Raw genomic sequence first — 24427 nt, 5'->3', positions numbered from 1 at the left:
GAGAAAGAAAAGAAAAAAAGAGGCCCCGGGAAGAAAATCCCGGGGAAATGAGTTCAATTCGTAGCGGGGAAAACCTCGGAAGATACCGGACTGAGATACCAGTCTTGGTTCGTGTTTCCTGAGGATTCATACCAAGGTTTGAAAGAAGGATAGGATTTACGGATATCCGTGCTTTCATAGGGCCAGAGAAAATTTCCCGGAACCAAAAGCGCCCAAGGGAATCCTGTGGAATCCAGATAAATATCCTTTCCCTGCGCGTCGAAGTATCTTCTCGGAAAGTGGATTTCCTTGTTCGTGTTGATGACTTTGACGAAGGTATCGTACGGAGCCGGACCTAAGCTTACGCGGTTGATCGCATTTTGTAAAACGACTTCCAGATTCGCGGACTTGCCTTTTTTGAACGTAGTGTTGTTTCTCGCCGAGTTCGAGGATTGAATCGTCGTATTGGATCTGGGGAGAATTTCGAAAGATGAAATCGCCGTATCATTTCCGGTCGTGTTGGATTCTACCGTAGTTCCGTCAAAACCGTATCGAGTCAGAGCATACGAAGAAGCGGTGATTCCCGGAATCGTAAGATGCAGAGTATGGTTGTAACCCGCGCCTTTCGCTACGTGTGTGAAGTTGGCGCGAACTCTCGCGACTTCACCCTTGGCGTTCCAGTCCTCTTCAAACACGACTCGAACATTGTAGTCGTTGAAGTCCGCGTCTCCCTGAGCCGGATATAAGTCTTCGTAAGAAATCGTGTAATATCCTTCGGTAGGATAACGAAACGTGGAAGCGCGGGTCGGATCGTTCGGATACGTGTCGTCCCGATCCACGATTCCGTCCCCGTCCGTATCGGGGAGAATCACGTTGTTTCCTTTGATGACGACCGTGATTCTTCTGGAAATGCTGTACGAGTTGATGATTTCCACTTCCGCTTCGTAGAGTTGACCGAAGGCTTCCACTTTGAGGAAAACCTTGCGGGTCGCTTCGTCGATCGTAAAACTTCCTTTGACTTCTCCGTTTTCGGAGGTCGCCGCGCGGAAGATCGATTTCTGAGCGGTGTTATCTATATTAAAGATTTGTACTAAACTTCCCGAGACGGGAGATTCGGGACTTAAAACCTGGATGTTTACGTTCACCGTTTTGGTCGTATCGAAGACGAAATCCACCGGAGCCGTTTCGTCGTTGATGACGATGCTGAACGGTTGCTCTCCGTCCGGAGCGGCCGAAGGATTCGGCTGCGTAGCGCTCAGGAGCCAGAGAAGATTGGGATCCTGTGAATTCGTGCAAGCGTTCGCTCCGAAAAGAAGAACCCCCGCCAGAACCGTCCCCGTTATTTTTTGAAACCCTTTCATCGTCCCCTCCGGCATGTCGCCTTAACGAGACCTATTCTCGCATGTCGGAATAACGGGGGCAATAGTCCGAACGGTGTATTTTGTTAAGCGAACAGGTATAAAACGATGTCGGATTAAATTTTCAATAAATGACGGAAAATAGGCTTTTAAGAGGAAATGCCCTATTTGCGGCCAAAACGGATTCGAATTTTACAATATAATAAATTACGGATTCTGCTTCAACTTTAACAAACCGCCGGGAAATCGTTTGCGTTTTTTCGAAAAAAAATCGGATTTTTTTCGTCGTTCTCGAACTGCCCGGAGAGGCGGTTTCCCTTATCTCGCGGTCGCGAGAAAGTTTTCGAGCGCTTTCGTTCTAAAGGAATGAAATTCTCCCGAACTTCCGAACTTGCAAAACTGAAGAATCTTTTCGGGAATCTCGCTGTATTTCGCTTCCTCGTTGTTGATCTTGATCATCATGTCCGCGATGTAAATCGGATAGATATACGGCGCGAATTCCTCGTCGATGATCAAAGGTCTGTGATGGAATTCCATCGCCTTTGCATAAATATCCGGAAAGTTCCATTTCTCGGCGATGAGAGAACCCACTTTCGTATGAGTGATTCCTAATGCGGCTTCTTCCATGGAAACCGCGGAAGCGATCTCCTTGGAAGCGGAGATTTTGCCGATGCTCTTCATCGTCCTTTCTTCCAAAGAAAGAAGTATGATTTCCCCGATGTCGTGTAACAATGCGGCGGACATCAGATTGCTGACCGTATCCTTGGGAAGATTCATCTTTGCGGCGATCAATTTACAATAGAACGCGCATTGATTGGATTTGTCCCAGATGGAAAGAAAGGCGGGGAACTTATCCTCCAGAATCTGTTTTGTTCCGAGAGAGTATAAAAGCTGACTGAGTTCTTTGAGTCCGATGAGTTGAATCGCTCTGTCCAAGGATTCCACTTTGTTCGCGCGGATAAACGCGGCGGAGTTTGCAAGTTTCAGAATGTTCGCGGAAAGCGCCACGTCCTTTTTGATGACTTCGGCGATCTGGCTGATGGAAGAGTTCGGTCTTTCGATCATCGCCTGAATGTCCTGAATCGATTTCGGAAAGGTCGGAAGTCCGTCTATGTTCTTAAGAATATCCTGCGTTTTCTGAAGCTGGTGATTGTCCTTTGTTACGTTCAAAGGAATATCGATGATGACGCTCGTGTTGTTTCCCTGGCTTTCGATCTTATAGGAAGAAGTCGAAAGTCCGTCGTTTTTCAGCATCATCAACGACATGATGAGGCCGAGTCCGGCTCCTTCGGTTTCGTCCCCCGCTTCGAGAAACGCTTCGGCAAGATCGTTGTATTGTTTCGCCTTTTCGATCCTTTGATTGATCCGTTCCACCTCGGTAGGGCTGAGTTTGACGTTGTTCATCACCCGAATCCGGATCATGTCCTTGTTGTGGATAAAGGAAACGAGAACCACGAAATTGTTCTTAAAAAGAAGTTCCTCGTATTTTTCCTTTTCGTCGATGTATTTCTTTTTGAATCCTAAAATCTTCTGTTTGTAGATTTCCGGATTCTGAATGTCGGCTTCGAGTTCGCGGAAATAAATTCGTTTGATGTTCGCTTTGATCGAGTTGGCGATCGTTTCTTTCAGAGCGGCGAAAACGGAATCACGAACGTAAATGATGTCGAGTTGAAGCAGATAACGGTCCAGAGTTCTGCTGATGATGGAGTCCACATTTTCCGTAAGGTTATGAAATCTGTAATGAACGGGAGAATTTTCAAGAACGGGATGGTTTAAATCCTTAAGATTGCTGTAAAGATTTAAGTCTCGGTGATGATGCAGTTCTAACGCCTTGCTCTGACTCATATAGTTTGATTCTTCCGTGTGCGTTCTTTTCTTGTCAAGTCATCGGAAATCCCGCATGGAAATTCCTGGAAAAATATTTCCTAATTCTATTCCGTTTTTATGATTCATGAAAGAAATCTTTGTTAAGGAATTTGAATTTTATTCCGTCTCATTTCCTTTTCGTTCTTAAACTGAATCCTCGCCGGCGCATACAATTCTCCCTTGGTTGCGATCGGCATCGCAAATCCGTTAATGCGAAGTCGCAACTTATAATATAAGTTGCGTTGTTGGGCGGCCGTAACGTCTAACGTATGTGAAAATCGCCGAAATTCCGTTCGATTTTTCCTAGCGGAAAACGCTCCGGGAAACTTGGGACTTATTTCATTCCTTGGAACGGTTATCCGATCCAAACGGTCTACTTAAGGAATAGGGACTGAAACGCCTATAAAAAGAATTGCTTTCCGATTCCGCGATGATAGAATGAGGCCGCCTAATCGGGTTTATTCCCGAATTTCAATCCCAGAACTAGATCTAAGGAGCCGCTTCCGATGCCAACTTTACAGGAATCTCCGGTAAAAACGCCGAATTCTCAACAGACTCCCAATTACCCGCCCGTCGATAAGGCCGAGATTGAACGTGTGTTCAAGCTTCAAAAAGAACATTTCCATAAGGTGATGAAACTCACCACCGCAAGTCAGCGGATTCAGCGTTTGAAAAGGCTCAGAGACGCGATCAATAAATACACGCCCGAAATCGAAAAGGCTGTGAACGCGGACTTCCGCAAAAACGAAAGGGAAGTCGACATTTCCGAAATCATGCCTTCGATCTCCGAAGTCAACGACGCGATCAAACACGTACGTAGATGGATGAAACCGGTTGGAGTAAAAACTCCGATGACTCTTTTCGGGGCGAAGAGCCAGATGATCTATGAACCGCGCGGAGTGGTGTTGATCATCGGACCTTGGAACTATCCGTTCTATCTCACGTTTGCTCCTCTTGCGGCTGCGATCGCTGCGGGGAATACGGTTCTCATTAAACCGTCCGAGTTTACCCCCGCGACGACCGAGATCACGCAAAAGATCATCAGCGAAGTATTTCCAAAAGAAGAAGTCGCCGTGTTTCCGGGAGACTATCAGGTTTCAGGCGCGTTGATGGAACTTCCACTGGATCATATCTTTTTTACGGGAAGCACCCAAGTCGGTAAGATCGTAATGGCCGCGGCGGCCAAACACTTAACGACGGTGACTCTCGAATTAGGCGGTAAGTCGCCTGCGGTTATCGATCGAAGCGCAGATCTCAAAAAGGCGGCTAAAAAACTCGTTTGGGGAAAAGTGTTGAATGCGGGACAAACCTGCGTGGCTCCTGATTATCTTCTTATTCCGAACGACATGATCAAACCGTTTGTGGAAGAAGCAAAAGCGGTCGTAAAACAATTCTATACTAAGGACGGCAAATCTCTTAAGGAGAATCCCGATTTTTGTAGAATCATCAACGATCGCAACTTCAACCGCGTTTCCGGTTACATTCACGAAGCCGTGGAAAAAGGCGCTAAGATCGAGATGGGAGGAGACACGGACGCTTCTCAAAACTACATCGAACCGACACTCCTCAGCAACGTACCAGAAAATTCGAATATTATGGAAGATGAAATCTTCGGACCCGTTCTCCCGATGATTCCATATACGGATCTCGACGACGCGATCGCTAAGATCAACTCCAAACCGAAACCGCTCGCTCTTTACGTATTCGGTAAAAAGGAACGCGCGATCAAAAAGATTCTCAAGGAGACTTCCTCGGGAGGAGTTGCGGTCAACGACGTGATTCTTCACTTGGTGAATCCGAACCTTCCGTTCGGCGGTGTGAATCATTCCGGTCACGGAAGTTATCACGGATACTTCGGTTTTAAAGCATTCTCGCACGAACGTTCCGTTCTGCGTCAGGCAGCTTTGAGTTCGATCGATCTGATGTATCCGCCTTACACGAATTTCGTAAAACGCCTCGTCTCTTTGACAAAGAAGTTTCTCGTTTGAGTCGATAGGAAAAATTCTTCCGGCTTACCGCATTCGGAAGCCGGCGGTTTATGAAAATCCTTTGAGGTAGGCGACAACGCCTAAACTTCAAAGGATTTTTTTGTGCATTTCGGATTTTAAATATAGACAGACTTGTCTGTTCGTTTTTAGTTTGGATAGACTTGTTGGTCTATGGAGAATTCGAATGCGACAACTTACGTTTATTCGCCCCGGCATATTGGAATGGTGGGATGTTCCGGAACCTCGGTTGGAAAGCGACGACGACGCTTTGGTGGAACCGCTTGCGGTTGCGAGATGCGATTTGGATCTGGCGATTTTGCAAGGCGAGGCGCCGTTTCGAGGAAAACTTCTTCATTGGATACGAAATCACGCGCACGGTCTGATTTCCAACACCGCTTTAGGGAAAGCGCCGTTTCGCGGTCCATATGCGTTCGGACACGAATTCGTCGCTCAAGTAAAACAAGTCGGGGACAAGGTGAAGAACGTAAAAGAAGGAGATCGTGTGATCGTCGCGTTTCAGATCGCCTGCGGAAAATGCGATCGATGCAGACAAGGTTTGACCAATAGCTGCACCGGGGTTCCGGCTAGATCGATGTACGGTTTCGGAGATCTTGGAGGAAAAAAATGGGGTGGAGCCTTTTCGGATCTGGTTCGAGTTCCGTTTGCCGATTATATGCTGATTCCTTTGCCGAAGTCGCTTTCTCCCGCCGATGCCGCGAGTATGAGCGATAATATTCCGGACGGTTATAGAACCGTTGCGCCTTTTTTAAAACGAAATCCGGGAAGTCCCGTTTTAGTCGTGGGCGGCGGAGCCAAAAGTGTCGGTCTTTATTCCGTCATGATCGCCCTTGCGATGGGTTCGCCCGTAACCTATGTCGACGATGAACCGCAGAGAATCAGAATCGCTTCGGAGTTAGGAGCCTTGGTCCTCACTAAAAAATATCCCGAACCTGTGATTCAATATCCGATTACCGTGGATGCGAGCGCGAATGAGGACGGACTTGCGTTCGCTCTCCGATCCCTTTTGCCGGGAGGTCATTGTACGAGTGTGGGAATTTACTACAGTAAGAAGACTCCGATTCCTTTGTTGGAAATGTACGGAAGAGGAATTACGTTTTCCACCGGAAGGGTTAACGTTCAACCGTGTTTGCACGATTTACTTCCTTTGACGGAAAATCCGCATTTCTGTCCCCACAAGATTACGACCTTGACTTCTTCCTGGGAAGAAGCTCCGGAAGCTCTGATGGATTCCGGACCCAAGGTCGTAATCGAGAGACGGTTTTGAGATTCGATTTTTAAAGCGCAGCGTTGGCTGCCGCAAGAGCGGCCGCGTAATTCGGTTCGGAACCGATCTCGGGAACAAGCTCCACATAACGCACCGTATCCGATTTATCCACGACGAACACGGCCCTCGCGGAAAGTCCTTTCAGAGGCCCGTCGGCGATATGAGTTCCGTACGCTTTGGAAAAGGAAAAGTCGCGATACTGCGATCCTGTCACGAGGTTCGGAGAATTGATTCCTTCGGTGGAACAAAAACGTTTCATCGCAAACGGAAGATCTCCGGAAATGATGAGGGTTGCGACGTCCGAAAGTCCGGCCGCTTTTTCGTTGAAGACCTTGGTTTCGATCGCACAGACCGAAGTGTCCAGGCTCGGAACCGCCACGAGAATTTTCACTTTTCCCGCGTAGTCTTTGAGACCAAACTCGGAAAGATCTTGTTTGATCGCTTTGAAGTCGGGAGCCTTTTCACCGGGAGAAGGAATCTTTCCTTCCAGCGGAACCGGATTGCCTTTGAGAGTGACTTGTGCCATTTGAGTTTTCCTAATCCATTCAATTTCGAGAATATATGAGAAGAACCAATTCTAACGGAAGAAGGAAGTTTAGAAAGCAGGATTTCCATCGAATGTCTGTGGAAGGGAACGCAAAAAAGAAAGAAATAGAATTCAAATTTGAAAGTAAAATGGAGAATGCTCTTTATTTTATAGATCGGTTTAAAAAAGCGCTTGCTAACGAAAATAACATTCGGATAAGTTGGCGACAGAACTCAATTTTATGAATCTCAATCGCGTAACAACACAAGATACTCTCGTCACCGTAATGGTGTGGCTCGTGCTTGTGGTGGTCGTCTGGCCACCGGGACCCCGCTTTACGCTGTAGAGATTTACTTCAGGCGCAATCCTAAGAAAAGCCTCCTCCGGTGTAAAGCCGGGGGAGGCTTTTTTATTTTAAAGCGCTCGTTGAATGAACTTGAGAACGAAATCAAAAGTTTACGGAAGAAGGGACCGAGATATGAATTTAAACGGAGCGGAACTCATCGTTCGATTTTTAGAATACGCAGGAATCGAAGTCGTCGCCGGAATTCCGGGAGGCGCGAGTCTTCCCATCTACGACGCGTTACACGGAAGTAAGATCCGCCATATTCTTGCCAGACACGAACAAGGAGCGGGATTTATCGCAGGCGGAATGGCGAGGGCTTCCGGAAAACCCGCGGTTTGCATCGCCTCTTCCGGGCCGGGCGTTACGAATCTGATCACGGCGGTCGCCGATGCTAAGATGGATTCCATTCCTTTGATCGCCATCACCGGCCAGGTTCCGGTTTCGATGATCGGCACGGACGCCTTTCAGGAAATCGATACTCTCAGTCTGTCCGTTCCCATCACAAAAAGAAGTTATCTCGTAAAAGACGTCGAGGATCTGATCCGCATTCTTCCGCAAGCCTGGAAGACTTCGATCGAAGGACGTCCGGGCCCGGTTTGGATCGACGTTCCCAAAGACGTCGCTTCCGCAAGAATCGAATGGAACGAACAAAAAGAAAAAGAATTATGGAATATTCAAAAAGATGAATTTTCTGTGAAGATCGGCGCGGATTGGATCGAACGTTTCAAGGATTTGCTGTCGGAGTCCGAACGTCCCGTATTTTATATCGGGGGCGGTTTGAATCGTCCGGAGTCCGCGGAGTCGTTCCGGAAACTTCACGAGAAACTCGGCTTTCCCACGGTTTCCACATTGATGGGTTTGGGAATTTGTCGCGACGATCATCCTCGTTTTTTGGGAATGCTCGGAATGCACGGTTCGCGCGCTACCAATCTCGTCCTGGAAGAAACCGATCTATTGGTCGCGCTCGGAGTTCGTTTCGACGATCGCGCGACCGGAAAACTGAACGAGTTTTGTCCGAGCGCAAAGATCGTTCACGTGGACATAGACGCGACCGAAATCGGTAAATTAAAGAATCCGAATCTTTTCCTCAAACACGATATCGGAGATTTTCTAAAACAGATGTTGAACGAAACGTTCGCGGAAGCACATTCGGCAAAGGAAGAATGGCTGGATCGAGTTCGAACTCTGAAGACGTTATACGCGTTTCCGATGCCCGAAAAAAAAGAAATGTTGCATCCGTTCGCGATCATTCGACGCGTCGCGGAAATTTTAGAGGACCGTGCGATCGTCACGACCGACGTGGGCCAACATCAGATGTGGGCGGCTCAGTATTATCCGTTTCGAACGCAGGGTTCTCTTTTGACTTCGGGCGGTTTGGGAACGATGGGATTCGGATTGCCGACGGCGATCGGAGCTGCGCTTGTTTCGCCGGACAAACGAATCGTTTGCATTTCTGGAGACGGATCGATCTTGATGAACGTTCAGGAATTGGATACTCTCCGCGAACTCGATTTGGACGTGACCGTACTTTTGATGAACAACGGACATTTAGGACTCGTAAGACAACAGCAGGAACTGTTCTTTTCGTCCCGATTCTCCGCGTCGAAATTCGCTCTTCCCACGAACTTTACGAAAATTGCATCTTCTTTCGGAATCCCTTCTTTCGAGCTAAGGGAAGAAGACTCCGTTTCGGAAGTTCTGGAAGAGGCGTTGAACCGAAAAGGACCTTCTTTTGTGACGCTGAGGGTCGCGCCCGAACTGCACGTATTGCCGATGGTTCCACCCGGAAAGCCGAATCGAGAAATGATTCATTAAAATATTAGAATATAGGAGAAAGATCATGTTTATCCAACCCGCAAAAGAGGAAAGAAGTTATTCATACGAGATCGCGTCCGAAGAAGGCGCGGGCGCAATTTTACGTCTGATCGGAATTTTATCCCGCAAATCGATCGATTGGAAGGATTGGCGCCTCTGGCGCGACACGGAGAACAAAACACAAAGGATCGCTATCGTCATTCATACCGGGGAACCGGAAAAAATACTGAACTTGTTCCGGAGTATTCCGGAAATCACAGGAGTCCACTATGTCGAATCGGATTTCGAATCTGAAACAATCCCTGAACTCTCTCCCGGAAAAGCCGAAGAGTTTACCGTTTCCGCTGCGGGAGGAGGAAACTGAAACATTTCTATTTCGCTTAACAAAAAAGTATCCCGGATGTTTCCTGTTGGAGAGCCATCCGGGATATCCGGATAACTACCGTTATTCGATTCTCGGCTTTTCGCCTTTCGTCCAATTCCGCGGTTATCCCGGAAAGCTCGTCCTCGACGGAGAAACCTTCTCCGTTTCGAATCCTTACCGAACACTCCAAGAAATTTTTCCTCCGAAAAAAAACTGCAAACGTTACACGGGCGGTCTCGTTGGGTGTCTCGGTTACGATTCGGCTTCGCTCTTTGAACCGGTAACCGCTTTGAATCCGCGGAAAGGTTATCCTCTTTTTTCTTTCGGTTTGTACTTGGATGGAATCGTAATCGATCATCTGACCGGATCGTCCGAGTATTTTTATTATACGCGGAACCGGATCGAAGAACTTGCCTCTCTTCTCGATTCGAGCGATACCATTCCGCGCGATACGAAAGTCCGATCCCTCGGATTTTCCAAAACAAAGGAAGAATATACGGATCTTTTTCTGAAAACGAAGGAAGAGATTCTCGCAGGCAAAACGTTTCAATGTCAGATCGGTTTCGAAGAACGATTTGAAATTGAGGGAAGTCTCGTTCCGATATACGGAAATTTAAAGAAGGGAAATCCGTCCCCTTATCTTTTCTTTTACAAGGACGACGAGATCGAAACCTTCGGTTCGAGTCCCGAGCTTTTGTTTTCTCATAAGGATCGGATCGCGGAAACATATCCTCTTGCGGGAACGTATCCGAGGGGCGCGACTCCGGAAGAGGATAGGATTCTTGCGCGGAAATTGTTAAGCGACAAAAAGGAAATCGCGGAACATTCGATGCTGATCGATCTGCATCGGAACGATCTCAGCCGGGTTTGTGAAAAGGGGACCGTACGCGTCAAAAAGGAATTCGAGATCTTAAAGTTCGCGTACGTTCAGCATATCACGAGCGAAGTTTCCGGAATTATGAGGAAGGACGAGGACTCTTTCGGCGGTTTGGAATCAGTGTTTCCCGCGGGAACTCTTACGGGCGCTCCCAAAGTGGAATCGATCAAGCTGATTGCCAAAACCGAAGGAGACGATCGGGGTTTGTACGGAGGCGTTCTCGGCTATTTCTCTTTGGACGGAAGTTCTCAATTCTGCATTTTAATCCGAAGTCTGTTCCGATCGGGAAACTCCGCGTATTCGAGAGCCGCCTCCGGCATCGTTTTGGATTCTCTGGAAGAATTAGAATATCAAGAAATTCTAAATAAATTGAAGGCATTGAACCGATCCATGGAGGATTTTACCGCATGAAAAACTGCATCGTCGTCGATCATTACGATTCTTTTACGTACAATCTCGTTCATCTTCTGGAGGATTGTTTGCAAACATCCGGGGAACGATTCTCTTTGTCGATTTTCAGACAGGATCAAACGGATCTGCGTGAGATTCTTTCCTTGAATCCTACCCACATTCTTCTTTCCCCGGGGCCGGGTCATCCGGAGGATCCGGAATATTTCGGGGTTTCCGAATCGATTCTTAGATTAAGAAATCCTTATATTAAGATCTTCGGCGTTTGTCTCGGTATGCAGGGGATCGTCACTTCTTTCGGGGGTCGTCTGCGGAGATCGAAAATTCCGTTTCATGGAAAAACGTCCGAGATCACGCACGATCGGCTTGGAATTTTTAGAGGTATTCCCGATGCGATCCGTGTGATGCGTTACCATTCTTTGGAAGGAGTTCCCGAGTCTTTGCCGGATTGTTTGGAAATTTCCGCGTTCGTCGAATCGGAGAATTCTTCCTTGATGGGAATCAGACACAAAACGCTTCCCATAGAAGGCGTGCAGTTTCATCCGGAATCCTTCGCGACCGAAGGCGGGAGAATTATGATCGAGAACTTTTTGGGATAAATTTCGAACTGTATTTCGATTCATAGGGAGAATTGCTGAGTTTGCCGAGAGCCCGGCAGCGGAGAGGCAACGCCATTTGATTTTATTTTCGTCCGTTCTATTCCGAATTTCGGTCCGAAATAAAACGGTTGAGTATGTCGGCGATCTCTTCTTTGCGGAATGGTTTGCTGATAAAGTCGTCCATTCCGGCTGCCATACATTTGTCCCGATCCGATTGATCCGCGTTAGCCGTCATTGCGATGATATAAGGACGAAGGGATTGGTTTGTGTGTTGAGTGAGGATTTTTGCGGTATCGATTCCGCTCAGCTCCGGCATTTGAATATCCAAGAACAAGATATCCGTCCGCATCGTTTCGATGTGATGAAGCGCCTCGATTCCGTTCGGAACGATTACGGGTTCGTATCCGAGTTTTTCGAGAACCTTTCGGATCAGCATCTGATTGATCTCGTTGTCCTCCGCAACAAGAATTTTCAGATCCGTTTGCTGAGGTTTTCCGTTCGCGTTATCCGAAATCGATTTCGGTTCGAAGTCGATTTCCGATTTTTCGGCAAGCGGAATTCTTCCCGAAATTTCGAACACGCTCCCTCTGTTGACGATGCTTTCCGCGGTCAATTCGAGACCCATCATCTCCGCGAGATTTTTGCTGATCGCGAGTCCGAGACCGGTTCCTCCGTATTTTCTCGATACGGACGTATCCGCCTGCGTATATGCTTGAAAGAGTTCGTTGAGTTTGAGTTTGGGAATTCCGATTCCCGTATCGCGGACTCGGATTTTCACGTCGCATTCCTCTCCGATAATGTACGATTCGAATTCCATCGAAACGCTTCCTTTTTCCGTAAACTTAAAGGCATTGGAGATCAGATTGACCAGAATTTGCCGGAGACGATTCGGGTCGGTCGAAACCGTGAGCGGCGTGGTTCTTTCCGTGACCAATCTGAATTCCAGGTTTTTCTTTTTCGTATCCGCTTCGAACAGGGAGTATACGTCCTTTAAAAGCGCCATCAGGTCGAACGCAACGATTTCGATTTTCATGTGAGCGGATTCTAATTTAGAAAAATCTAATATGTCGTTGAGCAGCCCCAAGAGAAGGCCTCCGCTTCTGCGGATCGTGTCGACGTATTCTTTTTGCTCCGGATGCAGATCCGTTTCGGCCAAAAGTCCGGCGACTCCGAGAATTCCGTGGATCGGCGTTCTTATTTCGTGACTCATATTCGCGAAAAATTGGCTTTTGGAATTCTGCAGCTCTTCCTCCTTTGTACGGATGAGAATCAGTTCGCGGTTCTTTTTGATCAGCTCGAAATTTGCGATCACCTGATTGGACAGGACCTTCAAAATGATTTTTTGTTTTTCGTCGAGCCGTTTCGGATTTTGATCGAGGACGCACAACGTTCCTATGTTGAATCCGTCCGGGGTTTTCAAAGGAGCGCCCGCATAAAAACGGATGAACGGGGGGCCTAAAACCAATGGATTATTCTTAAAACGGGCGTCTTGTTTCGCGTCTTCGATTTCGAAAATATCGTCCTGAAGAATCGCATACTGACAAAAGGAAAAACTTCGCGGAGTTTCGGAGTCGGTCATTCCTACTTTCGCTTTAAACCACTGACGATTCACATCGATCAGGGAGATCAGCGCGGTGGAAGAATTACAGATAAAAGCCGCGATTTGCGTAAGAGAATCGAATTTTTCTTCCGGAGCCGTGTCCACGATCTGATACGAATCCAAAGATTTAAGTCGTTCGTTTTCGTTATCCGGAACGGGTAAAAATTGTTCTTCCGAAATGCTCACAATAGGAAACCGGAAACATTTTCTTTAAAAAAAATAAAATTAGGCAAGAGGAATTTAATACGAACTTCTAAATTCGGATCACCTGAAAATGTCTGGGAGAGCCGCATCCGTTTTCGTACAGACAATTCTGTAACTGCCGCATTTCCCTGCAGATTCTTCCTCGAATTCCCGAATTTAAAATCCGCTCTCCGGCGCTGTACGGAAATTTCAATTTAGAATGATTGGTGAACGTTATTTTTGTTCCGCTCTTGGAAGACTGGAACGTATAAATGTCCCTCTGCTCTAAAAACGGATGGTTCGTTTCCATGATCAGTCTCGAATTCGGAATCCATTCTTTTGCGAAATAATTCGCCTTGAGTTTGAATGGCCCGAAAGAATAGAGTAATTCGTACGTCGGCAGCTGTGTTCCGTTGTTGGACGGCATCGGGGAAACTCCGCAGATTCCGTCGACCCAATGAACTAAATTTCTAAAATCGGCCACAAAACGAAAAGCATCGTCTAAAGAATATGAAACTAAAAAAGTTACAGTAGTTGTTATCATGGAACCTGCCGTTATCCGTTTCGAAAAAGAATTTGCACCATGACCAGAAAGCGAGAGGAGCGCTTGAACTATGAATCTGAGAAAAATAAAAACGATCAGACCTTCGCTGAGAACGATTGAAGGAGGAGGTTTTCCGGTTCGAAGACCTTTCCCCGTTCAGGATCTGATTCAGCTCGATCCCTTTTTGTTATTAGACGAAATGGGACCCGTGGAGTACAAACCCGGAAAAGCGATCGGCGCTCCGGAACATCCGCACAGAGGGTTCGAAACGGTCACTTATTTATTGACTGGTGAAATGGAACACCGCGATTCTTGGGGAAATTACGGAAAATTAAAATCCGGAGACGTTCAATGGATGACCGCGGGTTCGGGTTTGGTGCATTCCGAAATGCCTTCCGACGAATTTCAAAGGAACGGAGGAACGATGCACGGCTTTCAGCTTTGGGTCAATCTTCCTTCCGCAAAAAAAATGAGCGATCCGAGATATCAGGATACGCCTTCGGAAAGAATTCCTGTCGTTCAAACGTCCGACGGAAAAACGAAAGTCAAAGTCATCGCGGGAGAAGTTTTGGGCACCAAAGCCGTGATCGAAACGAAAATTCCGATCCTTTACTATCATCTTCGTTTATCGCCGGGAGCGGATGTTACGATTCCCGTTCCGAATTCGTACAACGTATTCGCATATCCTTTTTCGGGCGACGGAGTTCTTCATACGGAAGAAGGAACGCAGAACGTCCGCGAAGGGGACATGGTTTGGTTCGAACGTAACGAAGGCGACGTTCGATTTTCGCTGCCGGAAAACGCCTCGAAAGAATGGGAACTTCTTTTGATCGGAGGAGAACCGGTTGAGGAACCTGTGGCGAGATACGGCCCTTTCGTGATGAACACACAAGAGGAGATCTATCAAGCTTTCCATGATTTTCAAGCGGGTAAGATGGGCGCGATCCATTCGTAAAACGATGTCGGATTAAACCGTAAATCCGTTAAACGGAAACATTCTTAACGAGGTTTCGGCTCCGGATTTGCGGTTTTGTCGTTCGGTTTTTAGGGATTTTCGGCGGATTCTCCCCTTGCAAAAGTTTCGGAAAGGGGTAAGATGAATTTTGCAAACCTAAAAATCTGGAGGTACGCTATGGATCGCTTGAACCATTGGCTGCAAGAGCATCGGGATTGGTTGGTCGACTTCCTGCGGATCTATCTCGGCGGAGTTTTAATCTATAAAGGTCTGGAGTTCCTATACGATACGGACGCGCTGATTCGTTTGATGGAGATGAACAATGCTCCCATGGCGTCCGCGCTGCTTGCGCATTATATCGTAATCGCGCATATTTGCGGAGGAATTCTTCTCCTATCCGGATTGTTGACCCGCTTTGCCGCGATCCTTCAAGTGCCCGTGTTGATCGGTGCGGTTTTATTCATTCACGGTAAAGAAGGTTTTATGGCTCCGGGATCGAATCTTCCGTATGCGGCGATGATTCTTCTCTTACTTTTTCACTTTTCCTTATATGGTTCGGGAAGAATCTCGGCCGATTACTATATTGAAACGCACAAAAGCGTATAATAAAAATCTAATCTAGCTTGGAGAGCAAATCTCTCCAAGCTTCCCTAACGAATAACGGAGTGCAAATTCCGGCGCCCGATTTTGTATGGAATGAGAACGGGTTTTATTCCTGCTATTCCGATAAATTTTCTACATGACCGACCATACAAATGAAAAACATAAAGTTGCGGTGATCGGAGGGGGAGCCGCCGGATTTTTCGGCGCGATTCAGATCGCTTCCGAGGGAACTTGTAACGTCACGCTTTTGGAAAAAGGCAAACAATTTCTTTCCAAGGTGAAGATCTCCGGGGGCGGAAGATGCAACGTTACGCACCATTGTCTCGATCCGGAAACTCTCAGTAAGAATTACCCGAGAGGGGAACGGGAGCTTCGCTGGGCCTTTGAAACTTTCGGACCGAAAGACACGATCCGGTGGTATGAGGAGCGCGGTGTCGCATTAAAAACCGAGGCCGACGGGAGAATGTTCCCGATCACGGATTCTTCCGAAACGATTTTACAGACGCTTTTTCAGGAAGCAAAGAAGGTTGGAGTTAAACTCAAAACGACGACCGAAATTCACTCCGTCACTCCGACGGACGAGGGTCGTTTTCAAATCAAGTTTAAGAACGGAGAAATATTAGAATTCGATAAAGTTCTTTTTGCGACCGGTTCGGGGAGAAAGGCGTGGGGTTGGTTGCAGGCCATGGGTCATACGATTTTGGAACCGGTTCCGTCGTTGTTTACGTTTAAGATTTCCGATTCCCGTCTGGAGAATTTATCCGGTCTTTCCTTCGAGCAGACGGAATGTTCTCTCGTCGAATTCGGATATTCCCAGATCGGGCCGACGCTCATCACGCATTGGGGATTGAGCGGACCCGCGATTTTGAAACTATCCGCAAAAGGCGCTCGGGAACTTTTTCAGAAAGAATACGATACGATCTTAAAGATCAATTTTATACCTGGTATGAAAAAGGACGAGGTCCGCAAAAAGATCGAGAAGGAAAAGGAATTGCATCCTTCTAAATCGATCGTCAACACGCCCGTTCTAGGAATCCCGAGAAGATACTGGGAAAGAATATTAGAAATTCATTCTATAGATTTCTCGAAGAAATGGTCAGGGTTGTCTTCCAGGGATTTGCACGCGATCACCGAAGAACTCACGGACGCACGATTCAGGATCTCCGGGAAGGGAGAATTTAAGGACGAGTTCGTAACCTGCGGAGGCGTAAGCCGCAAAGAAGTGAACTTCAAAACGATGGAAAGCAAGGTCATCCCCGGAGTTTACTTTGCCGGAGAGGTTTTGGACGTGGACGGGGTTACGGGCGGATTTAATTTTCAAAACGCGTGGACGACTTCTTACATCGCCGCGCGCGGAATTTCGGAAAGTTTTTAGAACGGCCAGGGGTTCGGATAAGAAGAATAGCCCAGAAGATTCCCGTCAGGATCTTTAAAGTATTTCGTATATTCCGTTTCTTGAATCCATTGGGGAAGTCGTTTCAGATCTTCCGGCTTCAGAACGGCCGCGGAAAAAATGAGGGCTTTCGGGCCTTGCACCTTCAGATCGATTTCCAGCATGAGAATGATTTCCCCGGATTGAAACCAAACCGAGCGCAACGAACCGTCAGGATTGCGGTTTTCCTTCGATTTCGTAAGACCCGGCAAGGATTCGTAAAACGAAACGAGAGAATCCGGATGCGGAGATCCGATCGCGATATGATGCAGCATTAGGCGACGAGGTCCTTATAATTCGGATTTCGGTTTAAAAAGGTCACAACGTAAGAACAGCTCGGAATGATCTTTTTATTCAAGGAACGCGCTTTGTCCAAAGCAGTTCGGACGAGATCTGCGGCGAGGCCCTTGCCTCTATGTTCCGGCGGAACGTAAGTCGAAAGAAGATTCCACACTTCGTTTCCTTCTTCCCGATAAAACAGATGGGATTCGTATCCGTCTACTTGTGCGTAAAATTTCGATTCCGATTCGGAGTGAACGACTTCTGGATTCATTCCTCAACTTTTAGATCGGAGAAGAATTCATCAAGCCGAAAGAGAATTTTGTCTTTCCATCCGCGTGAAATAAAAAAACCTAATCCGTTAAAACTTCGACAGGACTGAAAATGAAAACGGAATCGGCTTCGGAAAAGAAAGAAATTATTTATGATTATGACTATATCGTCGTCGGCTCGGGCTTCGGTGGAAGCGTTTCCGCTCTTCGCCTTTCGCAGAAAGGGTATAAGGTGGCCGTATTGGAATCGGGCAAACGCTGGAACAGCTCCGAATTTCCCAAGACGAATTGGAATCTCCGCAAGTTCCTGTGGTTCCCGAAATTGTTCTGCTTCGGAATTCAGAGAATCAATTTTCTGAATGACGTGATGGTATTGAGCGGCGCAGGAGTCGGAGGCGGCAGTCTCGTTTACGCGAACACGTTGTATGTCCCGCCCGAGCCGTTCTGGCAAAAAGCCCTCGTTCAAAAGATGGGAGGAAAAAAGGGGATTCTTCCTTTTTACGAGCTTGCAAAGAAGATGCTTGGCGTTGTGGAGAATCCGAGGATTTGGGAATCGGATCGGTATATGCAGGAAACCGCAAAGACCTTCGGGATCGAGAAGTCGTTTAACAAAACTCCCGTCGGAGTTCATTTCGGTAAAAGCGGAATCGACCCGTTCTTCGGCGGAGAAGGACCGGAAAGGAATTCCTGCAACGATTGCGGCGGTTGTATGGTCGGTTGCCGATTCAATGCGAAGAACACGCTCGATAAGAATTATCTTTATTTCGCCGAAAAAGCGGGGGCGGTAGTTTTGCCTGAAACGAAAGTTTCCCGTTTACTTCCGTTAAACGAAGACGGTTCCGCCGGTTACGAGTTGCATACCGAAAGAACGACTTCTTTTTTCGGTTCTCCGAGAAGAATTTACAAAGCGAAGTCGGTCGTCCTTTCCGCGGGAGTTCTCGGAACGTTAGGACTTCTTTTAAAAATGAAAGAAGAAGGAATTCTTCCGAAACTTTCAAAACGTCTCGGACACGTAGTTCGAACCAACAGCGAGTCTTTAATCGGAGTCACTCTGAAGGATAAGAAGGCGGATCTTTCGCACGGAATCGCGATCACTTCGAGCGTGTTTCCCGATGAACACACGCATATCGAACCGGTGCGTTATTCGGACGGAGCCGATGCGATGAACGGATTGGCGGCCGGAGTTCTCGTAGACGGGGGAGGGAGTATTCCGAGGCAACTCCGCTTCTTGATCGAAGTTTTAAAACATCCGATCCACAGTGTGAGCTTGCTCAATCCGATCGGATTTGCCAGAAGGACGATCATTCTTCTTGTTATGCAGACCGTCGACAACAGCATCGAGATCGTGCGTAAAAGAAGATGGATCTGGCCTTTTAAACGAACGCTTTCTTCGACGCAGGAAAACGGAGAAAAAATTCCAACCTACATACCGATCGCAAACGAATTTGCAAGAAGACTCGCTCAGATCACGGGCGGCGTAGCACGAAGCAGCATCAACGAAGCGTTGCTCGATATACCGGCGACCGCTCATATATTAGGCGGATGTAATATAGCGGAATCTTCCGAGGAAGGGGTAATCGATCTTGAGAACAAAGTTTTCGGTTATCAAAATCTTACGATCTGCGACGGCTCCATGATCCCGGCGAATTTAGGCGTCAATCCGAGTCTGACGATCGCGGCTTTGTCCGAGCGGGCGATGTCTTTTGTCCCTCCGAAAGAAAAGGAAATCTTTCAGTTCCAGTTTGAAAAGAAATGGGGTGTGATCGGATTGCTCGGAAAGGCAAAAAATTCTTCCTTTCCGAGGAACGCGACGGAGGACGGTGGAAGGTCAAATAACTCCTCGGGGAAAAAAGGAAAGATAAATCAGTCCGCACCCGTGACTAAGGTTGGCGAGGCAAAGAAGTCGGGTTTAGCGACAAAGGCCGCAAAGACTTCAAAAGCAAAATCCTCTAAAAAGTAAAAAAAGTAAAGAGCATAATGTAATTAGAATATTCTAAAATTGGAATTATTTCTTTGAACAAGGAAAACCGTGGATTTTCGTTCCACGGATTTCCCGAAGAAATTCTTTCTTAGTCGAGTTTTTCTTCGATCAAAGAATCTACGGAAGCTTTTCCGCCGCCTTTGATAAAAAGGACGATCGAGATTCCGATCAAAAGAAGATGGTATTCGTATCCTTCTCCCTGCTGATTCCCCGCCCAGTTGATGAAAAAGCCGTGCGGCAAGTGAACGAGAAATGTCGCTCCGATCATCACCAATCCGATTCCGAATGCGGACAATCTCGTGAACAATCCAAGGATCAATCCGATTGCGCCGAAAAATTCGCCGATGATGACGAGAAATGCGATCGGTGCGGGAATTCCAGTTCCGACAAAATATCCCATAGTTCCTGTGAAACCGTAACCGCCGAACCAACCCAAGAGTTTTTGTGCGCCGTGCGGGAACATTACAACTCCTGCAACTACTCTGAGAATGAGGGATCCGAGATCCGAATCTGTTTTAAAAAATTTTTGAAGCATTTGTTTCCTCCTAAATGATTCCAAGTTTATCATTCGCGAATCTTTGATGCTGAATGATTTAAATTTAAAGTATTGAGAATGAGCTGTATGTTTGCAGATCTTTCCTTATGATTTTGAATTTGTGGGAACTCCGCGTAGTAAGGCACAGAGTGGCTCATGTTTTGATAGTGAATGGTTTATATTCAAAGTATAACCATGGAAAAATGAAATCATACTGCTTTTAAACCTACTTCCTTGAGAAAATCACCAAGATCGATCAGTTGAGCTTCCGTCAAAGGATCGAATTTATGTACCAAAGAATCGAGAATTGCAGGAAATACTTTCTGAACGAGCGAGCTTCCTTCCGAAGTCAGATGGATAATGATATACCGTCTGTCTTCTTCGCTTCGAACCCTTTGAACCAATTTTCGTTTTTCCAGGTTGTCTATGATCTGGGTTATGTTTCCTTCGCAGGAGAACAGCTTTTGACCGATTTCCTTTTGGCACATCGGACCCAGATGATGAAGCGTTTCGAGGCAACCGAATTGCCCTGTCGTTAGGCCGTATTTTGTGAAAACCTTTTCTTCCAACTGACGAATCGAGTCGGAACAACGGCTCAGCTTAATAAAAGCGTTTAAGACCGCGGTTTCTCGACTGTTGCCTTTGTAGTGGGTTCCCATATAAATACTTTAAACTTGAACTATTATCTGTTAGACCGGGTTTTCCGGTCAATGTTTTTTTAATTCCGATTGTTTGCGCGGGGAGTTCCCACACTTTGGAGCTGTGTCAGAGTATCCATTCAGCGGGTTTTTGGTCTACGATCTCAAACAGAACCCGGAGGATTTTCAAGTGGAGGAAATTCTTCGGCCGAATACGGTCCAACCCGCCGGGAAGTGGACGATTTTCCGACTTCGAAAATCCGGATGGAATACGCTCGACGCTCTTTTAAGAATTTCCAAGGAATCCAAGGTAGTGCTTTCCGATATTGGTTACGCCGGAAAAAAGGACCGACACGCGACAACTTCCCAATTTATCAGCTGCCAAAAACCGTTGCGGGTTCCGGCCGAACTTTCGCAGGTTTTACAGGTAGAGTCGGTCGGTAAAAGCGATCATTCTCTGAGTCCCGACGACAACGCTGGAAACCGATTCGTTCTGGTTCTTCGAAATCTGATCGAGAAAGAGTTCGAAAAGATTCGGAAAAATTTTGACAACATCGCAAAGAACGGTTTTCCCAATTACTACGATTCGCAGAGATTCAGCCGATTTCATCCGGAGTTTCTACTTCCCATTTTTCCGTATTTGCAAGGCGATCCCGAAACTTGTTTGAAACTTCTTTTGACCGATGTATATCCGGGAGAGAAAAAACAAGCGCGCGATCGTAAGAAACTTTTGCAAACCGCTTGGGGAAATTGGTCCGAATGCGCGCATTTGTCGGGAAGTAAATTGGAAAATCGGATCTTCTCCGGTTTAAAGCGGGAAAGAAATCTTACACGAAAAACGTATTCCGATTTGATTTTGCAATTTCCGGAAGAAGAATTGCTGATGCTCGTTACGTCTTTACAATCCTTTATCTGGAACGAATTCGTATCCAGACTTTCCGTTGCCGTTGCGAAAGAGGGCGTTTGGATCAAAACAAAGACCGGCCCTTTGTTTTTTTGGGGAGAATCGGCCGGGGAATTTTTTTCGGCCACTAAAAGTTTACCCGTTCCCGGAGCGCCAGGGATTCAAAAATTAGAATATTCTAAAATTGAAATGGATATGATCGAGCGTGTTCTTGCGGATTTGCGATTGAAAGAATCGGATTTGGACCGTTCTCCGTTTCCAAAGGTCAAAATGAAATCCTTTGATCGGAACGTTTGCGTTGTGCCGGAGGACTTTCAATTGGGAGATCCGATGGAAGACGAACAAAACCCGGGAAGAAAAAAGGCTGCGATTTCCTTTCGTCTTCCTTCCGGGTCGTATGCGACGATGCTTGTTAAACGATTGATGCTGCGGGCCGATATTTGAATAAAAATATTAAACGACTTCCGACGGATCCCAACAAGTTCTAAAATTCTCGTCCAAAGAATTCAAAATCCTCATGTCCTCGTCTTTGATTTGAAAATCGAAAATTTGGGCGTTTTCTACGATTCTGTCCTTTTTAACGGATTTAGGAATCACGACGATATTCTGTTCAACGGCCCAGCGGATCAAAATTTGAGCAGGAGTCCTACCGTATTGTTTCGCGATGTCCGCGATCCGGCGATCCTCGATTTTTTGTCCGTGAGCAAGCGGGCTATATGCTTCCAGTTGAATCTTATGTTTTTTACAATATTCGAACAACGCGACCTGATTTAAAAAGGGATGAAACTCCACCTGATTGACGGCGGGAGTAATTTTCGCTTCCTTTAACAATTCCGTCAGATGCGCGATCGTATAATTGCTGACTCCGATCGATTTACAGAGTTTATCGTGATACGCTTTCTCCAATTCTTTCCAAGAATCGTTTCTTTTGGAAGTTACCGGAAAATGAATGAGATATAAATCGACGAAATCGATCCCCAATGTTTCAAGACTCGTTTCCAAGGCCTTTCTCGTTTTATCCGAACCTTGGTCCGCGTTCCAAAGTTTTGTCGTTATGAAAATTTCTTTTCTCGGGATTCCGCTTTCGCGAATCGCCTTACCAACGTCCTCTTCATTCCCGTAAATCTTCGCAGTATCGATATGTCTATAACCGGCTTCGAGCGCGTTTAAAACCGCTTCCCTGCATTCTTTGCCGGATTTCGTTTTCCAAACGCCGAGTCCTAGGATCGGCATCGAGACTCCGTTGTTGAGGGTCACGGATTGATCGAAAGATTTTTTTGTCATAAAATTTCCTATGATACTTGGACGATTCTGAAAACGAAAGGGGGGAATCGAAAGATAAAAATTGCATCCGATGGAAACGAACGACGTGTTTTGAATGCGGATCTTTTTTTGATTCTTCCTTGGGAAAGAATTGCAAAATTCGTTTTCTTCGAAATCATCATCCGTCATGCAATTGAGTACAGTATTTTCAGATTTAATTTTAAGCCTTGTTGCAATCTTGGCCGCGTTTCAGATTAGAAACTCCGCTTCGTATTCTAGAACCGCCGGTTTCTTAGGATTTTTAACGATAGGAGTTTCTGCCGGACTAGGGACGATTCATTTTTTAGGAATCGGGCTTCTGGATCCAGTGTATCGTTTTTCCGTGGGACTTGCTTCCTTTGTGGGCGTGCCGTTGATCGGCGTGGGATTTTTTCATCTCGGCATTAAGAAGCTGGAAAAGAATTCCCTTTATCCGATCGCGGGAGTTCTGCTTCTGATCTACGTTGTTTTCGGATATTTGCTTCCGTTCCCTTTGCTTTCAACCGTGTTAGGCGGACTTGCGATGGTTACGGCAATTCTTGTTTGCATTCGTAAGAATTCCGGCGGGACAAAAGTCGCCGCGTTGTACGGAATTTTAGGAGCGATCCTATTTATTCTTGCGGGGCTCGTGATCGGAACAACCGGTTCCAGAGGGCCGATTTTAAACGTGGATATTTTTCACATCGTTCTTGCCGTTGCGGTGTATTCTCTGAGCGTTTCTCTCAAACGATTGAGTTGATAAACTCCGGGAGTTTTTTTGGGGAATCTTAGAATATTCGAAAATTCGAATATTCTAAGATTAAGAAGGAATTTGTTCCGAAACCTGAGTCACCCAGGACGCATAGTAGTTCGCAAGAGTTCTCAAAAACATCAGATCCAATTCGTTCTCGTCCTTCAGGATCTTGACCGCATTCGTAAATTGAAGACGGAACTCGGTCAACGGGGTCGCTTCCGCGATCACGCGTTTCATCGACGGCGCGTTGTCCTCCATCCCGTATTCCTGAGCCCATTTTTCGATCAAACTTCCGCAGTTGTACTTTTTAGAAAGAAGAAGCTGCGCCAAAATGTGACGAAACATACTCTCGATCGAAATGATCGTGATGTCCTTATGAAGAATGGAAATTTCCGTAATGATATCGTCCTTCTTATCGATGACGACCTTCGTGTTTCCGATCTTGTTGAAGATCTTCGATAGATCGTTGTAGGCCTTGAAGTTTTTAAGAATCGTTTCTCGGTCCTTCATGTTCACGGTTCTTTCATTTTCGGGAAGATTCATTTCGTTCAGGATCGTTTCAATCACGAGAAAAATGATGTCGAAGGAAAACTGAGCCGATTTACCCACCAAGTAACGGATTTCATTTTGAAAGGAAGCGTGTATTCCGCTGAAAAATAATTCCAACTTATCCGGCGGCAACGTCGTAGACGCTTTGTAAAGATTGATCATGTCCTTTGTGAATTTGGCACGATCCAAAATCGGAAAGAGTTCGGGATGATTGGTATGAGTCCTTAAGAAAGTTTCCTTTAAGACTTTGACGGCACCTTGTCTGACTTCGTCCGTTCTATAAAGTACGCGATAGAGCAGAACGGAAAGTTCACGGGATGTTTTTTTCGCTTTAAGAATCTTAAGATCGGATTCGTCGAGATTCGAAGATTTAGGAGGGTTCTGGCTTTGCGCTTCTGCCATGGGCTTCTTTATGAAACAATTGGTATGCCAATGCTTTCCTTAAAAAAGGAAAAGTAAAGCGAAATTGCCGAACCGCATATATTTACATTGCTTTTTAAAGCTTC

General features: G+C 46.4%; 22 protein-coding genes and 1 pseudogene. 12 read left to right on the top strand and 11 right to left on the bottom strand.

The genetic code is table 11. The annotated features are described in order from the left end of the window. Window positions 1-53 precede the first annotated feature (53 nt). Both LFX17_RS14125 and LFX17_RS14120 read right to left on the bottom strand, forming a co-directional pair. Complete coding sequence (locus LFX17_RS14125) at window positions 54-1340, bottom strand: LruC domain-containing protein (RefSeq protein WP_238747150.1); 1287 nt, start codon at window positions 1338-1340, stop codon at window positions 54-56. 315 nt (window positions 1341-1655) lie between these two features. Then, the gene (locus tag LFX17_RS14120; RefSeq protein WP_238730803.1) at window positions 1656-3182 is read right to left on the bottom strand and encodes an HDOD domain-containing protein; all 1527 of its coding nucleotides are present in this window, start codon (window positions 3180-3182) and stop codon (window positions 1656-1658) included. A 527-nt stretch (window positions 3183-3709) separates the two neighbouring features. On the opposite strand from LFX17_RS14120, the gene LFX17_RS14115 reads away from it, so the two are divergent. Further along, window positions 3710-5191 carry an aldehyde dehydrogenase family protein gene (locus LFX17_RS14115; protein WP_238730802.1) on the top strand — a complete coding sequence of 494 codons (1482 nt, stop codon included), beginning with the start codon at window positions 3710-3712 and terminating at the stop codon, window positions 5189-5191. A 184-nt stretch (window positions 5192-5375) separates the two neighbouring features. Further along, window positions 5376-6476: a zinc-dependent alcohol dehydrogenase gene (locus LFX17_RS14110; protein ID WP_238747149.1), complete on the top strand. Its 1101-nt coding sequence runs from the start codon at window positions 5376-5378 to the stop codon at window positions 6474-6476. Window positions 6477-6486: 10 nt separating this feature from the next. Here LFX17_RS14110 and tpx read toward each other — a convergent pair whose 3' ends face one another. Then, entirely contained in the window at window positions 6487-7002 is a 516-nt protein-coding gene (gene tpx / locus LFX17_RS14105) for a thiol peroxidase (protein WP_238730800.1), read from the bottom strand. A gap of 478 nt (window positions 7003-7480) precedes the next feature. Between tpx and ilvB the strand changes: the two genes are divergently transcribed. From ilvB to LFX17_RS14085, 4 genes are read left to right on the top strand one after another with little or no spacing between them, the layout of a single operon-like run. Continuing rightward, window positions 7481-9163, top strand: coding sequence for a biosynthetic-type acetolactate synthase large subunit (gene ilvB / locus LFX17_RS14100; protein WP_238747147.1), 1683 nt, complete (start codon window positions 7481-7483; stop codon window positions 9161-9163). 25 nt (window positions 9164-9188) lie between these two features. Further along, window positions 9189-9527, top strand: a complete 339-nt coding sequence (locus tag LFX17_RS14095) for a hypothetical protein (protein WP_238730798.1) — start codon at window positions 9189-9191, stop codon at window positions 9525-9527. Continuing rightward, window positions 9433-10815 carry an anthranilate synthase component I family protein gene (locus LFX17_RS14090; protein ID WP_255723646.1) on the top strand — a complete coding sequence of 461 codons (1383 nt, stop codon included), beginning with the start codon at window positions 9433-9435 and terminating at the stop codon, window positions 10813-10815. The genes LFX17_RS14095 and LFX17_RS14090 overlap by 95 nt, the downstream gene beginning before the upstream one ends. Further along, window positions 10812-11411 carry an anthranilate synthase component II gene (locus tag LFX17_RS14085; RefSeq protein ID WP_238730796.1) on the top strand — a complete coding sequence of 200 codons (600 nt, stop codon included), beginning with the start codon at window positions 10812-10814 and terminating at the stop codon, window positions 11409-11411. Before LFX17_RS14090 ends, LFX17_RS14085 begins: the two co-directional genes overlap by 4 nt. 97 nt (window positions 11412-11508) lie before the next feature. Here LFX17_RS14085 and LFX17_RS14080 read toward each other — a convergent pair whose 3' ends face one another. Beyond that, complete coding sequence (locus tag LFX17_RS14080; RefSeq protein WP_238730795.1) at window positions 11509-13197, bottom strand: GAF domain-containing hybrid sensor histidine kinase/response regulator; 1689 nt, start codon at window positions 13195-13197, stop codon at window positions 11509-11511. 67 nt (window positions 13198-13264) lie between these two features. Continuing rightward, on the bottom strand, window positions 13265-13738 hold the full coding sequence (locus LFX17_RS14075) for an LIC13081 family protein (protein ID WP_238747144.1): 474 nt from the start codon (window positions 13736-13738) through the stop codon (window positions 13265-13267). Window positions 13739-13808: 70 nt separating this feature from the next. Here LFX17_RS14075 and LFX17_RS14070 point away from each other — a divergent pair, with 70 nt between their 5' ends. From LFX17_RS14070 to LFX17_RS14060, 3 genes are all read left to right on the top strand, one after another. Beyond that, window positions 13809-14693: a pirin family protein gene (locus LFX17_RS14070; RefSeq protein WP_238730793.1), complete on the top strand. Its 885-nt coding sequence runs from the start codon at window positions 13809-13811 to the stop codon at window positions 14691-14693. A gap of 177 nt (window positions 14694-14870) precedes the next feature. Continuing rightward, window positions 14871-15299 (top strand): DoxX family protein, encoded by a 429-nt coding sequence (locus LFX17_RS14065; RefSeq protein ID WP_118956195.1) that lies wholly within the window; start codon window positions 14871-14873, stop codon window positions 15297-15299. A gap of 133 nt (window positions 15300-15432) precedes the next feature. Continuing rightward, window positions 15433-16671: a BaiN/RdsA family NAD(P)/FAD-dependent oxidoreductase gene (locus tag LFX17_RS14060; RefSeq protein ID WP_238747143.1), complete on the top strand. Its 1239-nt coding sequence runs from the start codon at window positions 15433-15435 to the stop codon at window positions 16669-16671. On the opposite strand, the gene LFX17_RS14055 is transcribed toward LFX17_RS14060, so the two are convergent. Both LFX17_RS14055 and LFX17_RS14050 read right to left on the bottom strand, forming a co-directional pair. Continuing rightward, complete coding sequence (locus LFX17_RS14055; protein WP_238730791.1) at window positions 16668-17003, bottom strand: VOC family protein; 336 nt, start codon at window positions 17001-17003, stop codon at window positions 16668-16670. The genes LFX17_RS14060 and LFX17_RS14055 overlap by 4 nt on opposite strands. After that, window positions 17003-17281 carry a GNAT family N-acetyltransferase gene (locus tag LFX17_RS14050; protein ID WP_238730790.1) on the bottom strand — a complete coding sequence of 93 codons (279 nt, stop codon included), beginning with the start codon at window positions 17279-17281 and terminating at the stop codon, window positions 17003-17005. The genes LFX17_RS14055 and LFX17_RS14050 overlap by 1 nt, the downstream gene beginning before the upstream one ends. A 110-nt stretch (window positions 17282-17391) precedes the next feature. Between LFX17_RS14050 and LFX17_RS14045 the strand changes: the two are divergent. Then, a pseudogene (locus tag LFX17_RS14045) lies at window positions 17392-19074 on the top strand (GMC oxidoreductase); the annotation flags it as partial. Between the two features lie 274 nt (window positions 19075-19348). On the opposite strand, the gene LFX17_RS14040 reads toward LFX17_RS14045, so the two are convergent. Together LFX17_RS14040 and LFX17_RS14035 are read right to left on the bottom strand one after the other, a co-directional pair. Continuing rightward, window positions 19349-19795, bottom strand: coding sequence for a DoxX family protein (locus LFX17_RS14040; RefSeq protein ID WP_238730789.1), 447 nt, complete (start codon window positions 19793-19795; stop codon window positions 19349-19351). Between the two features lie 209 nt (window positions 19796-20004). Continuing rightward, window positions 20005-20454 carry a MarR family winged helix-turn-helix transcriptional regulator gene (locus LFX17_RS14035; protein ID WP_238730788.1) on the bottom strand — a complete coding sequence of 150 codons (450 nt, stop codon included), beginning with the start codon at window positions 20452-20454 and terminating at the stop codon, window positions 20005-20007. A 103-nt stretch (window positions 20455-20557) separates the two neighbouring features. On the opposite strand from LFX17_RS14035, the gene truD reads away from it, so the two are divergent. Beyond that, window positions 20558-21781, top strand: a complete 1224-nt coding sequence (truD, locus tag LFX17_RS14030) for a tRNA pseudouridine(13) synthase TruD (RefSeq protein ID WP_238747142.1) — start codon at window positions 20558-20560, stop codon at window positions 21779-21781. Window positions 21782-21790: 9 nt separating this feature from the next. Here truD and LFX17_RS14025 read toward each other — a convergent pair whose 3' ends face one another. Then, a complete protein-coding gene (locus LFX17_RS14025; RefSeq protein ID WP_238747141.1) occupies window positions 21791-22621 on the bottom strand; it encodes an aldo/keto reductase in 831 nt (276 codons plus the stop codon). Between the two features lie 166 nt (window positions 22622-22787). Here LFX17_RS14025 and LFX17_RS14020 point away from each other — a divergent pair, with 166 nt between their 5' ends. Continuing rightward, window positions 22788-23378 carry a hypothetical protein gene (locus tag LFX17_RS14020; protein WP_238730785.1) on the top strand — a complete coding sequence of 197 codons (591 nt, stop codon included), beginning with the start codon at window positions 22788-22790 and terminating at the stop codon, window positions 23376-23378. A 60-nt stretch (window positions 23379-23438) separates the two neighbouring features. On the opposite strand, the gene LFX17_RS14015 is transcribed toward LFX17_RS14020, so the two are convergent. After that, window positions 23439-24323, bottom strand: a complete 885-nt coding sequence (locus LFX17_RS14015) for an LIC_13029 family protein (RefSeq protein WP_118956471.1) — start codon at window positions 24321-24323, stop codon at window positions 23439-23441. Window positions 24324-24427: the final 104 nt, after the last annotated feature.

Origin of the sequence: Leptospira sanjuanensis (genome assembly GCF_022267375.1) — a bacterium.
Taxonomy (GTDB): Bacteria; Spirochaetota; Leptospiria; order Leptospirales; family Leptospiraceae; genus Leptospira; species Leptospira sanjuanensis.
Note: the sequence above shows the minus strand (reverse complement) of the source record. Positions and strands in the feature narration are given on the sequence as shown.

Bases quoted from the DNA above. Each gene is read 5' to 3' on its own strand.
- LFX17_RS14125 (WP_238747150.1), bottom strand. From the start codon at position 1,340: ATGAAAGGGTTTCAAAAAATAACGGGGACGGTTCTGGCGGGGGTTCTT.
- LFX17_RS14120 (WP_238730803.1), bottom strand. From the start codon at position 3,182: ATGAGTCAGAGCAAGGCGTTAGAACTGCATCATCACCGAGACTTAAAT.
- LFX17_RS14115 (WP_238730802.1), top strand. From the start codon at position 3,710: ATGCCAACTTTACAGGAATCTCCGGTAAAAACGCCGAATTCTCAACAG.
- LFX17_RS14110 (WP_238747149.1), top strand. From the start codon at position 5,376: ATGCGACAACTTACGTTTATTCGCCCCGGCATATTGGAATGGTGGGAT.
- tpx (WP_238730800.1), bottom strand. From the start codon at position 7,002: ATGGCACAAGTCACTCTCAAAGGCAATCCGGTTCCGCTGGAAGGAAAG.
- ilvB (WP_238747147.1), top strand. From the start codon at position 7,481: ATGAATTTAAACGGAGCGGAACTCATCGTTCGATTTTTAGAATACGCA.
- LFX17_RS14095 (WP_238730798.1), top strand. From the start codon at position 9,189: ATGTTTATCCAACCCGCAAAAGAGGAAAGAAGTTATTCATACGAGATC.
- LFX17_RS14090 (WP_255723646.1), top strand. From the start codon at position 9,433: ATGTCGAATCGGATTTCGAATCTGAAACAATCCCTGAACTCTCTCCCG.
- LFX17_RS14085 (WP_238730796.1), top strand. From the start codon at position 10,812: ATGAAAAACTGCATCGTCGTCGATCATTACGATTCTTTTACGTACAAT.
- LFX17_RS14075 (WP_238747144.1), bottom strand. From the start codon at position 13,738: ATGATAACAACTACTGTAACTTTTTTAGTTTCATATTCTTTAGACGAT.
- LFX17_RS14070 (WP_238730793.1), top strand. From the start codon at position 13,809: ATGAATCTGAGAAAAATAAAAACGATCAGACCTTCGCTGAGAACGATT.
- LFX17_RS14065 (WP_118956195.1), top strand. From the start codon at position 14,871: ATGGATCGCTTGAACCATTGGCTGCAAGAGCATCGGGATTGGTTGGTC.
- LFX17_RS14060 (WP_238747143.1), top strand. From the start codon at position 15,433: ATGACCGACCATACAAATGAAAAACATAAAGTTGCGGTGATCGGAGGG.
- LFX17_RS14055 (WP_238730791.1), bottom strand. From the start codon at position 17,003: ATGCTGCATCATATCGCGATCGGATCTCCGCATCCGGATTCTCTCGTT.
- LFX17_RS14050 (WP_238730790.1), bottom strand. From the start codon at position 17,281: ATGAATCCAGAAGTCGTTCACTCCGAATCGGAATCGAAATTTTACGCA.
- LFX17_RS14040 (WP_238730789.1), bottom strand. From the start codon at position 19,795: ATGCTTCAAAAATTTTTTAAAACAGATTCGGATCTCGGATCCCTCATT.
- LFX17_RS14035 (WP_238730788.1), bottom strand. From the start codon at position 20,454: ATGGGAACCCACTACAAAGGCAACAGTCGAGAAACCGCGGTCTTAAAC.
- LFX17_RS14025 (WP_238747141.1), bottom strand. From the start codon at position 22,621: ATGACAAAAAAATCTTTCGATCAATCCGTGACCCTCAACAACGGAGTC.
- LFX17_RS14020 (WP_238730785.1), top strand. From the start codon at position 22,788: ATGCAATTGAGTACAGTATTTTCAGATTTAATTTTAAGCCTTGTTGCA.
- LFX17_RS14015 (WP_118956471.1), bottom strand. From the start codon at position 24,323: ATGGCAGAAGCGCAAAGCCAGAACCCTCCTAAATCTTCGAATCTCGAC.